At 55.9% G+C, this 11,767-nt stretch carries 11 protein-coding genes and 1 pseudogene; 7 read left to right on the top strand and 5 right to left on the bottom strand.

Going from position 1 to position 11,767, the window contains the following annotated elements; all coding sequences use genetic code 11:
- Positions 1-837, bottom strand: coding sequence for a glycerophosphodiester phosphodiesterase family protein (locus G6M89_RS16340; protein ID WP_165162947.1), 837 nt, complete (start codon positions 835-837; stop codon positions 1-3).
- A gap of 254 nt (positions 838-1,091) precedes the next feature.
- Between G6M89_RS16340 and G6M89_RS16335 the strand changes: the two are divergent.
- The 3 genes and pseudogenes from G6M89_RS16335 to G6M89_RS16325 form a co-directional block, all read left to right on the top strand.
- Positions 1,092-1,550 (top strand): annotated as a pseudogene (locus G6M89_RS16335) (IS6 family transposase); the annotation flags it as partial.
- 62 nt (positions 1,551-1,612) lie between these two features.
- Complete coding sequence (locus G6M89_RS16330) at positions 1,613-2,443, top strand: glycerophosphodiester phosphodiesterase (RefSeq protein ID WP_165162945.1); 831 nt, start codon at positions 1,613-1,615, stop codon at positions 2,441-2,443.
- Positions 2,444-2,892: 449 nt separating this feature from the next.
- Positions 2,893-4,164 carry a saccharopine dehydrogenase NADP-binding domain-containing protein gene (locus G6M89_RS16325; protein ID WP_165162944.1) on the top strand — a complete coding sequence of 424 codons (1,272 nt, stop codon included), beginning with the start codon at positions 2,893-2,895 and terminating at the stop codon, positions 4,162-4,164.
- A 19-nt stretch (positions 4,165-4,183) separates the two neighbouring features.
- Here the strand turns inward: G6M89_RS16325 and G6M89_RS16320 are convergent, their stop codons facing one another.
- The 3 genes from G6M89_RS16320 to G6M89_RS16310 form a co-directional block, all read right to left on the bottom strand.
- Positions 4,184-5,149, bottom strand: coding sequence for a transcription initiation factor IIB family protein (locus G6M89_RS16320; RefSeq protein ID WP_165162943.1), 966 nt, complete (start codon positions 5,147-5,149; stop codon positions 4,184-4,186).
- Positions 5,150-5,240: 91 nt separating this feature from the next.
- Positions 5,241-6,317 carry an AI-2E family transporter gene (locus G6M89_RS16315; protein WP_165162942.1) on the bottom strand — a complete coding sequence of 359 codons (1,077 nt, stop codon included), beginning with the start codon at positions 6,315-6,317 and terminating at the stop codon, positions 5,241-5,243.
- Positions 6,318-6,460: 143 nt separating this feature from the next.
- Entirely contained in the window at positions 6,461-7,084 is a 624-nt protein-coding gene (locus G6M89_RS16310) for a metal-dependent hydrolase (protein WP_165162941.1), read from the bottom strand.
- A 204-nt stretch (positions 7,085-7,288) separates the two neighbouring features.
- Here G6M89_RS16310 and G6M89_RS16305 point away from each other — a divergent pair, with 204 nt between their 5' ends.
- Entirely contained in the window at positions 7,289-8,593 is a 1,305-nt protein-coding gene (locus tag G6M89_RS16305) for a hypothetical protein (RefSeq protein ID WP_165162940.1), read from the top strand.
- A gap of 287 nt (positions 8,594-8,880) precedes the next feature.
- On the opposite strand, the gene G6M89_RS16300 is transcribed toward G6M89_RS16305, so the two are convergent.
- Positions 8,881-9,174, bottom strand: a complete 294-nt coding sequence (locus G6M89_RS16300) for a PadR family transcriptional regulator (RefSeq protein WP_165162939.1) — start codon at positions 9,172-9,174, stop codon at positions 8,881-8,883.
- 257 nt (positions 9,175-9,431) lie between these two features.
- Between G6M89_RS16300 and G6M89_RS16295 the strand changes: the two genes are divergently transcribed.
- From G6M89_RS16295 to arsB, 3 genes are all read left to right on the top strand, one after another.
- Positions 9,432-9,821, top strand: a complete 390-nt coding sequence (locus tag G6M89_RS16295; RefSeq protein WP_165162938.1) for a metalloregulator ArsR/SmtB family transcription factor — start codon at positions 9,432-9,434, stop codon at positions 9,819-9,821.
- 93 nt (positions 9,822-9,914) lie between these two features.
- Positions 9,915-10,370, top strand: coding sequence for a RidA family protein (locus G6M89_RS16290; protein ID WP_165162937.1), 456 nt, complete (start codon positions 9,915-9,917; stop codon positions 10,368-10,370).
- A gap of 98 nt (positions 10,371-10,468) precedes the next feature.
- Positions 10,469-11,650, top strand: a complete 1,182-nt coding sequence (gene arsB, locus G6M89_RS16285; RefSeq protein ID WP_343162654.1) for an ACR3 family arsenite efflux transporter — start codon at positions 10,469-10,471, stop codon at positions 11,648-11,650.
- Positions 11,651-11,767: the final 117 nt, after the last annotated feature.

The raw sequence follows: 11,767 nt of genomic DNA, 5'->3' as shown, positions 1-11,767 counted from the left end.
TCACTCCTGCGGTCTGGCCGACTGTCCCAGCCCTGGATAATCAACAATAATACCGTCGACACCAACCTCAGCCAGTTGCGTGAACTGTACCCATGTGTCAACGGTCCAGACGTTAACCGCCCGTCCCTCATCATGGGCAATCTCGAGGAGATCGATATCCGGTTCGTCAGCAGGAATCGAACCGTAAGGCTCGCTTGCGAGTTCAGTTCCACGGACCTGATTCCGCGGCGGATGGATAGCTTCGCAATCGTATCGGCGGGCAATTTCGAGACCGGTTTTGACCGAGTCAGCAAGCAATACTGCGGCCGAGTAGTCGGGCGCGATATTCCTGGCGGCGGCCAGCGCCCCCTCGTAGAACGACGAAAAAAGAATCTCGCCGCTGAATGCATCACAGTCAGTGACGACGCGCTCGACGAACGGAGCCCAGTGTGCCCGTTGCTCCTTGCGGTCCGATTCAGCAAGAGATTCGGCGAACCGGAGGTCAGAACGACCCGGATTTTTTAGTTCGACGTTCACGCCCACCGTTTCTGGAAGTGCCTCGAGAAACGCCGACAATGTCGGAACAGATTCTTCTGTCCCGAGCACGCGGGTCTCGGCAAGTTCCTCAAGCGATGTTTCCCAGACGAGTCCTGAGCCGTCTGTCACTGGTTGTCCATCCCGCGTGTTATCCAGTCGGTCGTCGTGGAAGACGACCGGTGTGCCACAACTAGCCGGTTGGACATCGATTTCAATCATCGTCGTCTCCTCATAGGCGGCAGCGTCGGTCGCAGCACCGATAGTATTCTCGGGATAGATCCCCGCGAAACCGCGGTGTGCGAGAACTTCAGGCGATGACATCACGTCTACAGATGGTCGCCAAGTTCTTGAACGCTTCCTCGCCCGCGCACAATCGCAAAACATAGTAGCTCTTATCGAGCCAACCAGAACGCTTTGCGTTCAGAGGACGCCCCGACAGGGTGTTCGCCGTCTGCCTCCACGCGACCAGATAGGTACGTTGTGTGATAACGACAATACTCGCTAAATTAGGCGTGGAACGCCCTCATGAGTCCGTTTAGAACTGCGTCCCCCATCTATCGTATATGTAACCAGGCCCGTCGAAGGCTTCTCCCTTGCGGGTCGCGGTTGACGAGACCGCTGTCAAGAGTAACAGCGAATAGTCTTGGTTGAGTGTTGCAATATACATCGATACCAAGTTTACTCTCAACCCCCAGTTATTCCGCCACCATGGCACCGATTTGGCGGCTGCGTTCCTGTATGGACTTCGTGAGAAACACAATCTCTTCGAAACCGTGTTTCTCGTCGATCAGTGTGGGTACCGGACTTCTCTTGGGCGATTTAGATTGAACGCCCGGGTTGACTATACCGATCGAAACCTCATCGAAAAGTGGTTTCGCACCCTCAGAGTGTGTGTTGACCGTTTCCATACCTCGTGGGTAGACAGTCGTCGAAATGGTCGCAAATATATTGATAAATTTATACATTACTGTAACCATCAGAGACCGCCTCAATCGCTCAATGGAAAGACACCAGTTGACGAGGTGCGAAACTAGACAATACTCTATAGACGATCTTACCAAAAACAATTAAGGACCAACTCCAAGGCTAGTATCCTATGAGCACTCGAGGAAGACGAGACGTTCTGCGTGACGGAGGTGGTGCACTCGCAGCCGCGTCGGTGCTCACGCATCTCTCGTTCTCGCGATTGCGGACGGGCGAGCAAACCGAACCTCGTCTTATCGGCCATCGAGGTTGTGCCGCAGAATTCCCCGAAAACACACTGATAGCGGTCGAGAACGCCGCCGAAACCGTCGACGCGATCGAGATTGATCTCCGACGGGCCGCCACGGGTGAGGTTGTCGTCATCCACGATGCAACGGTCGATCGGGTCACCAACGGAACCGGTGCAGTGGCCGATCTCACCGCCTCCGAACTACAAACCCTCTCTGTGCTCGAGACCGACGTAGGGGTTCCACTGCTCGAGGACATCTTCGAGGTCGTCCCAGCGGCCGTCGACGTCGTCCTCGACCTCAAGGTCTCCGGACTTGTCGACGACGTTCTCGAGACGGTCGCAGCCCATCCACATGATGTCCTTCTATCGTCGTTCGAGCCATCAATCGTTCGGACGGCGACCAAAGCAGGTGCTGATACGGCACTTATTCTCCGTGAATCGATGATAGCACGACCATTTCGGTTGGTTGGAACAACGGTCCCGATCTACCCTCGTCAGGATGTCGCCGGGATGATCGACCAGGCCGTATCACTCGACTGCGTCGCAATCCATCCGCGACTCGAACTTTGTCTCCGAACGTCGCTGGTGGAGCGCGCACACGAGCGGGACCTCCGAGTCGAGCCTTGGACGGTTGATACGGTTGAAGTTGGCGATCAGCTCCGTTCGAGTGGCGTTGACGGACTCATCACAGATGTCTGTACAGGCCTCAGCTAACGGCTCTGGAGTTGGCGCTCTCCGTCGGGGCCATCCCGAGACACTCCTCCTACGGGATACTCAACGGGTACGTAGACCCAGTTGGACAAAACAGGCCGGATCGAAAATCATCGATAGATTTGTATTTGGTGGCGAAAGCAGTCCGTGTCGCGTATTTCCAGGTCGGAAGCGAAATCATCGGTTCAATGGCCGGTTGTGGTGGGCACAACGGTTACACAGTCCGGTACAAAAACTATTGCGCAGATTATGCTCAAGTAAGGCACTGTCAGTAACCATCAGTACAATCACAAGTCAGGGGAAAGAAGCATTGAATGATGGTATTCGGACACAGATAAAAATCAAAACCGTACCGCCATCCCAGTTGAGGACTACATTCTGCCAAATGTGTGAGTTCAGTGTGGAGACCACCGAACGGCTAAGGGCGATAGGCCACGAAGCGACTGATACTCGTGTCGAACATTGACCGGACACACGATCTCGTCGTCTGGGGTGCAACCGGGTTCGCCGGCCGCCTCGTCGCCGAATACCTCACCGAACAGTACACGTCGGACGACCTCTCGCTCGCACTCGGTGGGCGCGACGAGACGCGGCTTCGCGAACTAGAAGCTGCACTCGTGGAGCGCCGTTCCGGATGGAAAGAGATCCCAATCGTCATCGGCGATGCAACAGAGCCGGAGAGCCTGCATGCGCTTGCCGAGGATACCCGCGTCGTTTGTACGACTGTCGGCCCATACACCACGTACGGCACGCCGCTTGTCGAAGCGTGTGTCTCAGCTGGAACGGACTACTGCGATCTCACCGGGGAGATAAACTGGGTCCGGGAGATGATCGATCGCTACCACGACGATGCAGTCGATGCGGGGGCCCGTATCGTCCACAGTTGCGGATTCGATTCAATCCCAGCTGACCTCGGTACGAAACTCGTACAGTCGTTCGCCATCGACGAGTTCGGGACTCCCTGCGATCTCGTTCGAATCTATCTCGAGGACGGTCGTGGCGGGGTAAGCGGCGGCACGGCCTCGAGCATCCTCGAAGTGTTCCGGGCTGCGTCCACCGATCCGGTCGCTCGGCAGACGCTTCGGAATCCGTACTCGCTGGCACCGCCGGGTGAGCGTGACGGCGTCGATCCGGGTGCACAGTCACTCCCACAAAATGATCCGTTGCGAGGGGAGTGGACAGCCCCGTCGCCGATGGCAGTCATGAACGAGCGAGTGATTCGACGGAGTAACGCCCTCCTCGAGTATCCGTGGAGCCGCGAATTCGAGTGTACGGAGGTCGTCCCCATCGGACCGGGCCTCGTTGGTCTGGTAGGTGCAAGCGCCGTTTCGGCCGGGCTCGGATTGGCGACTGCAGCACTGACGTTCCACCCGACACGGGAAGCTCTCCGTCGCTTTGCGTTCCCAGAACCGGGTGAGGGACCAACAAAAGAGGAAATAGAGAATGGCTACTTCACGATTCGTGTGCTCGGTCGCGGAACCGCCACCGACGGGCCGTTCGTCGTAGAGAGTCGAATCAGCGCCGACCAGGACCCAGGTTACGGCGCAACTGCGAAGATGCTCGGCGAGGCGGCGCTGTGTCTTGTGTGCGATCGGATCGACTCGCCGCTCGAGGGCGGCATCCTCACCCCAGCGGCAGCTATCGGCGACCCGCTCGCCGACGGGTTACGCCGGGCAGGACTGACCGTAGAAGTGGGTGAATGGAACCCCGATCAGCCATTGTAGCCCCGATATCGATCGTGGACTACTGATGAATCCCAATAGCAGCGATTTGCTCTTGATATCGATTCCGAATCGTGACCTCAGTTACTTGCGCGACCGATGCGACTTCTGCCTGTGTCTTTTTCTCGTTGCAAAGGAGTGCACTCGCATAGATCGCGGCAGCAGCATATCCAGTTGGAGATTTTCCTGACAACATTCCCTGCTCGGCTGTTGTATCAATAATTTCGTTCGCCTTCGACTGCACCTCTTCGGAGACCTCGAGTTCAGAACAGAAGCGCGGAACGTATTTTTTCGGGTCGACGGGTTGCATCTCGAGACTGAGTTGCTGTGAAATATACCGATACGTCCGTCCGATTTCCATACGTTCGACACGGGACACTGCGGCAACTTCGTCCAATGACCGTGGAATGCCTTCCATTCGGCAGGCTGCGTATAGTGTACTCGTTGCGACGCCTTCGATTGACCGGCCGCGAATGAGGTCCTCGTCGAGTGCGCGTCGGTACAGGACGCTTGCAACTTCCCGCACAGATCTGGGGACCCCCAACGCAGATGCCATCCGATCGGTTTCGGAAAGAGCGAACTGCAGATTTCGTTCGCCAGCATCTTTTGTCCGAATACGCTCTTGCCATTTCCGCAGTCGGCTCATTTGCGTCCGCTTTTCCGAGGAAAGAGACCGGCCGTAAGCGTCTTTATTTTTCCAGTCGATTGTGGTCGTTAGACCCTTATCATGCATCGTCTGGGTGGTTGGTGCACCAACACGAGATTTGCTGTCTCGCTCAGCGGCATTGAACGCTCGCCACTCTGGCCCTCGGTCAATCGTCTCCTCTTCAAGAATCAGTCCACACTCTGCACAACTCACCTCGCTCCCATCTGCACTCCGTGTGAGCGCACTTGACTCGCATTCAGGACAGGTTTGAACTCCCTCTTGCTCAGTCGCGTCGTGCTCTATTGATTCATCACCCTCCTTTTCGTGTGACAAGCGTTCCATTAAGCTCTTAGAGAAAGTCGCTCGAGAAAGTTAAGTGCTAGGAGCAACCACCGGCGATGGAATCTGCGAACATTCGACACTAAATCAACCTTCAGGGTGAAAGAATCTCCTCAGATGGGTTGTCACTCGCGTCGTAGACCTCGCTGAACACCTCTACAACGGCCTTGAACATCGCCAAGAGCACCGGTCCGAGTAGCAGTCCCAGAAACCCAAAGAGGTAGAGCCCACCGATGACACCCACGAGAACTGTCCCTGGATGGACACCGGAACCCATGTCGACTAGTACGGCACGTAGGTAGTTGTCCACGACGGAGAGCACGGTGATTCCGTACGCCAGAAGCAACACTGCACTGAGAGGCTCTCCCATCAGGAAGAGGTAGCCGACGACTGGCGCCCAGACCAGCCAGATGCCGATCGCGGGAAGGAACGAGACGACGATCATGATGATCGTCCAAAACGCAGCGTTTGGAACGTCGAGAAGGTAGAGCCCGATTCCGCCGAGGATACCCTCTGCGAACGCGACGAGGACGTGACTCATCAGCACCGCCCATGTCACGTCTTCGATTTCGCCAATCAGTTCTTTCCGGACATCGTCCCTGATCGGCGCGACCGATCCGATCCAGCCGACCAATCGTCGACCATCAACAAGAAAGTAATACAGCAAGAACACCAGTACCAGCAGCCCCAACGCAACCTGAAAACTCGTATTCAACAATCCAAGTAGTTCCTGAAGAGCGAGTTCGACACTTCGATCCAGGAATCCTTCGGTTTCGGCACTGAGATACGTCTCTAGGTCGGTAATAGCGCTCTCGTCAAAGCCAAGTTCGTCGAGCGCTCCGTGAACGACCTCGGTGATTGCCATCTCGTCGAAGTCCTCAACGAACGAGAGAACAGTCTGGAGGACGACGAGCGAAAGGACGAGCAACGGAAGTACCGTTGCGAAGAGCCCAAAAATGGTGACGACGACCGCGGAGAGACGTGGTGTGATCGTAATCGAGGTTTCCCGGATCGACACCGTTCGGTGTGCAAGCGCGTCGTGAAGTGGGAACAAGACGAAAGCAAGCAACGCAGCGGCCAACAGATACTGCAAGAGTGGAAGGACGACCAGTGTACCGACCCCACCGAGAAGTACCACGAGGGCTGCCAGAAACCCGACTCGAAGATCCATATCTATGCGTTTCGAGAAAGGTGTGTCTGCTTATTGAATTTTCGATGACTGTGTGAGATAGATGACTGTCTCGGATTTCTATATTTCGGTGCGAATCCCCCTTCCGTAATGAGCAACCGAGAGAAGCGAGTCGGCTGAATAGTTCACGTGGGAGGTGCCTCGAGATCCTCGAGATAGCGTTCCGGGACGTACGGACGGACGGTCTTCGGGAGTACTCCAAACACAACGGCTGCAAGGTCGGCAAGGAGACGTCTGAGCGCGGTGTAGACGACTGCAACGGCAATAGCGCCGATCACGATCCACTGAAAGAACCCATCGAGGGCGTACAACAGCGGAATCGCAAGCACCCCCGACAGGCACAGGTCTGCTGGGGACCCGTCGTACGTGATCAGTTGGCGGGGTGCGATCCACGTATCGCGATAATGATCGTAGACGGCTCGCTCGGAGGTTCCCTCCCACGGGCGCAACTCGAGTCCACTTCCGAGGATATCGCTCAGACAGTGGACGGCGGCACCGAGCAGGAATACGGTGACACTGACAGTTGCTATCGTTGGCACGAAGAGTGCAATGACTGCTGCAACTACGGCAAACGCGCTGTAGTAGACCGGGTAGTGGAGGGTCTTTCGATGACCGACATACAAATCTAGATCAGGGAAGATTCCGCCGACCAATCCTGCAACGAGGGCAACGGATGCGTACTCCGGAGCCACGGCGAAAAGCGGGAGTGCGAGTACCATCCCGCCAAGCGCATGCGTTGGAAGCATCATCGTGTCCTTCTAAAAGGGACAGAACATCTTCAACGTATCTGTGGCACGGTAGCAAGTGAGTCACTCATCACTTCAAGGTGTTGTGCGTGAAATCAGAGGATAGCAGTCGCAGCAAGCACAATACGCTACTCGAGATCGACCCCGGACTCAGGAATTGAAAGTCATAATGGTCATAGGCAACGAACGACGTGGTTCACGTAGCTAATGGGTCGGACGAATTCTCTCGCTGCGGTGTTCAACGGGTCGTCACGGAATACGGTCCTCTCGTGGCTACTCGTTGTCGTCCTTGGGATGAGTCTCCTCGGTGGTGGTATTTTCGAGCGGTACGAGCCAGTACTGCTCGGTGCGGGCGCTATCGGTGTTATCGTCGCGCCGGCGATCAAATTTCGCGATCCGATGATTATGCCGCCGTGGTATTTTGTCGGGCTGATCTGTCTGCCTGTCCTGTGGGAGGCGTTCGCCCCGCAGCCGTTGACGACGGCAATCGCGCCGAGTTTGGCGGTTGCCACGCTCGGATTGCTGCTCGCAGTCGAACTCCATCGCTTCACGAAACTTCGTCTCGTCCCGTGGTTTGCCGTCACGCTCACTGTGTTGTTCGCCCTTGCGATGGGCGGACTCCTGAATATCCTTCGCTGGTCGTCGGACGTCCTGTTCGAAACGGCGTTTCTGCTCGATGGCCGGACGCAAGATGCGATCAACGCAGCGGTAATGATCGAACTCATCTACGTAACAATTGCCGGCATCCTCGCGGGGGGTATCTTTTATCTGTACTTTCGAACGGCCACTTCGCAGTCCGACTCGCCGATGGCTGCCCCACCGGTATCACAATCTGCAGCGGAGAACGTGGAAGGGGTCGTCCTGAGCGACCGCCTGGGAATTTCGGTGACACGGCAGATTCAACTGGTCCGATTTATGCAGGTCGTACTCGTCGGCCTGTTGCTCTACGGTGTGTGGATGCTCCAGGTTCCTGTTGCCACCAATGCCGCACTCGCGCTCGTGATTACGTTCATCCCGGCCGTACTGGAGCGTGATTACCATATTGCGATTGAGCCAGGACTCGCGTTGTGGGTAGCAAGCGCCGTCTTCTTGCATGCGCTCGGAACCGCAGGCCTGTACGACGCAATCGCCCCCTACGACCACCTCACGCACACGCTCTCAGCCACGGTCGTCGCCGCCGCCGGTTACGCTGCGATTCGAGGAGTCCACCTGCACGATCCAACGATCCACCTCCCACGGTGGGCGATGTTCGCGTTCACACTGGTGTTCGTCCTCGCAATGGGTGTCATCTGGGAGATTCTGGAATTCTTCGTCGACCAGGGTGCGCTCACACTGGGAATGGAGCCTATCCTCGCTCAACACGGTATTGACGACACAATCGTCGACATGCTGTTCAACACACTCGGCGCACTCATCGTCGCAACGTGGGGCACAGTGTATCTCACGGAAGTTTCCGAGACCCTCGCCAGCCACCTCGAGGAACGGTTCGCTCTGGAGGACGACGACCAGTAGATCGGTCCGATCGCGTGTTTGGCCTCGAAAAGTACGGTTGCGAGTGCCAAGAGCACGAATCAACGTCCTCAGAATCGCCGTGCGAGTCTGGTGTCGAGGCGAATCAAAGATTCGCCGACCGTTGGAGAGCACTGCTCTCGAAGAGGCTACGAAAATCGCACACCGATTTTCGAACGCCTGTAAAGACTGCGCACCCTACGAATGCTCCGGCGTTTTCTGAAGTGTCAGCAACGCGTATCGTAGAAACAAGAAGCCCCCCTCTGCTCACTTCTATGACAGTTTCCTACTCATTTCACTGCGAGAAGCAGTGTATCGATGTACTGATCTTCCCAGTCACGACGGGCCTCGAGTTCGCGGTGACCACGGGCAGTGATGGTGTAATAATTTGTTCGCTTATCGGCTTTGCCCTTCTCAACGAGACCCTTTTCGACGACGATATCCAGGTTTGGATACAGTCGACCGTGGTGGATGTCTTTCTCGTAGTACTTCTCGAGTTCATCTTTGATCGCAAGCCCGTGAGGTTTGTCCTGACTGGCGATTACGTACAGTAAATCTCGCTGGAACTTTGTGAGGTCGTACATATATACACATTAGTGTGACGTGAAATAAGAGTTCCGGGAGCCAGTGAATACGGATATGTGAGAGACACGTACGCAGTTGTCTCAATGACTGATCAGCGAAAGTGTCTCGTCCAAGGGTTCAGTCTACATAGGTGGCAGGCAGAGTGCCCCGAGCCACTGTGCTCGGGGCTGAATGCTGGGAATTTTCGAAGTTGTGCCACGTAGGGCCTGTTCCCTCGACAGAACTCTTATTTGAGTGTCTCCACAACTATCTTCGTATGGCAGAAACAGCTGACCGACTCCGTCGCTATCTCGAGGACGAACTCGGTGAGTGCCGAAATGAGGATCTTCAGAACCGCATTGCTGAACTCGACAACTTGGAATCAGTGCTTGATGACCAGGTTGTTTCAAAAGATGTTCAAACAGTAACTGCCCTTGGGAATGAGACGCGATATCGACTCGTACGGCTCCTAGTTGAAGCAGACGACGCACTTTGTGTATGTGAAATCACACCGCTCGTTGATGTCAGCGATAGTGCCGTGAGTCATGCGCTTTCGACGCTTGTCGACGCTGGACTCGTCACAAAGCAAAAAGACGGACGGTGGCGGAAGTATCAGGCTACAAGCCGTGCAAGTGCACTATTGACGGTTCTCGATGGATCTCGTTGATTACGTCGTCGATTACTAGCCGAAAATGCGGATTGGCTACCCGGCCAAATCCGTACCAGTGCATATTTATATGAGCGTTTGTTCAATTGAACCATGGCTCAATCAAGGCACGATGATCAGGTGGTAGATGCCGTGTCCGCCGAACCGGAGGCAGCCGAGTTCGATAGAATCAGCAGCGAAAGTAAACGACAGCGCGAGAGGGCTGGGAACGGATCAGCCTACGGCGTCCGAACAGGTGAGTCTGACTTGCTCTTCTTTGAGGGAATCCTTCCCGAAGAGTCTGGGGCTGTTATGAGCGACCGCTCAATTAAAGAGCAGACAGACCTGTGTCTCGAGCGACTCGAGTCGTTGCTGTCGATACGGGATGCCGCAGTTGAAGATGTGATGAAAATCGAGGTACAGTTGACCGATATGGACGGACGGAGGGCCGTTGATGAGGTGTACCAGGCCAAATTCGACGGGACGTATCCACCGCGTACGACCGATGGTGTCTGCTCGCTCCCTGGCAACGCTGCCGTACAACTCGACGTCATCGCTGCTGACGAATAACATATCAGCAATGGTGATGAGTACAAACACTCTTACGAGAGGGGGAGCGTGTCGAATTGATATGACGGGTGGCCACCATCGGCCGGAGGTCGGTCACGGTGAGTAGCCATGAACACGAACACGGGCAGGACTGCAGCTGTCCAGATTGTGGTGATCCGCGGTCGATGGATTTCCTCGATAAGTACCTGACCGTCTGGATCTTCCTCGCGATGGGGCTGGGCGTCGGCTTGGGGTACGTCGCTCCAGGGATAGTTGGTCTGATTCAGGAGTATTACCTCGTCGAAATCGGCCTGATTGCGATGATGTACCCGCCGCTGGCGAAGGTCAACTACGGCCAGTTGCCGCGGGTGTTCAGCGCGTGGCGCGTACTCAGTTTGAGTCTTATCCAGAACTGGCTCATCGGGCCGACGCTGATGTTCCTGCTCGCAGTGATTTTCTTCAGTGGCCTCGTCCCGCCGTTCCCAGCCCATCCTGAGTACTTCCTCGGGTTGATCTTTATCGGGATGGCCCGGTGTATCGCAATGGTTCTCGTCTGGAATGACCTTGCCGATGGCTCGAGTGAGTACGCTGCGGGTCTGGTCGCGTTCAACAGCGTCTTCCAGATCATTACCTACGGAGTGTACATCTGGTTCTTCGCACTGTTCTTGCCGCCGCTACTAGGGATGGACGCGCTGGTTGCTGGTATTGGCACGTTCGACATCACGGTTACACAGGTGTTCTGGGCGATTGCGGTTTTCCTCGGCATTCCCTTCGCCGGTGGGATCCTGACTCGAGTCGGTGGCGTGCGGTCCAAAGGAGAGGAGTGGTATGAAGAACAGTTTGTCCCGAAGATCAGCCCTGTCACGCTGATCGCGCTCCTGTTTACTGTCGTCGTGATGTTCGCCACACAAGGCGAGAACATCCTCGCTCAGCCGACCGACGTTGTCTGGATCGCGGTCCCGCTGACGATCTACTTTGTACTAATGTTCCTCGTGAGCTTCGCGATGGGACGCAGTATCGGGGCAGACTACTCGACGACCACCGCGATTGGCTTCACTGCGGCGTCGAACAACTTCGAACTCGCAATTGCGGTCGCCGTCGCCGTCTTCGGTGTCGGGTCCGGTGTTGCATTCGCCACCGTTGTCGGCCCACTAATCGAAGTGCCGGTCCTGTTGGCCTTGGTCAACGTAGCCGTCTACTTCCAGCAGCGATTCGACTGGGCTGGCTACGAAACAGGTCAACTCGAGAGTACGAAACCCACAGACAAGGACGTGTCCTCGTCAAAAACAGGCGACGACTGATCATCAAAGCCAGTCGACATACTCTTGATTCCAACTGACAGAAGCGACCCAGCAGAAGCCGGTGCACACCATGGCTTCGATCTTGCAGAACAGTTGGATCGGACGTCCACCCCCTCT

This window comes from Natronolimnobius sp. AArcel1 (assembly GCF_011043775.1).
In the GTDB taxonomy this organism is placed as follows: Archaea; Halobacteriota; Halobacteria; order Halobacteriales; family Natrialbaceae; genus Natronolimnobius.
The sequence above is the reverse complement of the archived record's forward strand: the minus strand, read 5'-3'. Positions and strand labels throughout refer to the sequence as shown.

Bases quoted from the DNA above. Each gene is read 5' to 3' on its own strand.
- G6M89_RS16340 (WP_165162947.1), bottom strand. From the start codon at position 837: ATGTCATCGCCTGAAGTTCTCGCACACCGCGGTTTCGCGGGGATCTAT.
- G6M89_RS16330 (WP_165162945.1), top strand. From the start codon at position 1,613: ATGAGCACTCGAGGAAGACGAGACGTTCTGCGTGACGGAGGTGGTGCA.
- G6M89_RS16320 (WP_165162943.1), bottom strand. From the start codon at position 5,149: ATGGAACGCTTGTCACACGAAAAGGAGGGTGATGAATCAATAGAGCAC.
- G6M89_RS16315 (WP_165162942.1), bottom strand. From the start codon at position 6,317: ATGGATCTTCGAGTCGGGTTTCTGGCAGCCCTCGTGGTACTTCTCGGT.
- G6M89_RS16310 (WP_165162941.1), bottom strand. From the start codon at position 7,084: ATGATGCTTCCAACGCATGCGCTTGGCGGGATGGTACTCGCACTCCCG.
- G6M89_RS16305 (WP_165162940.1), top strand. From the start codon at position 7,289: ATGGGTCGGACGAATTCTCTCGCTGCGGTGTTCAACGGGTCGTCACGG.
- G6M89_RS16300 (WP_165162939.1), bottom strand. From the start codon at position 9,174: ATGTACGACCTCACAAAGTTCCAGCGAGATTTACTGTACGTAATCGCC.
- G6M89_RS16295 (WP_165162938.1), top strand. From the start codon at position 9,432: ATGGCAGAAACAGCTGACCGACTCCGTCGCTATCTCGAGGACGAACTC.
- G6M89_RS16290 (WP_165162937.1), top strand. From the start codon at position 9,915: ATGGCTCAATCAAGGCACGATGATCAGGTGGTAGATGCCGTGTCCGCC.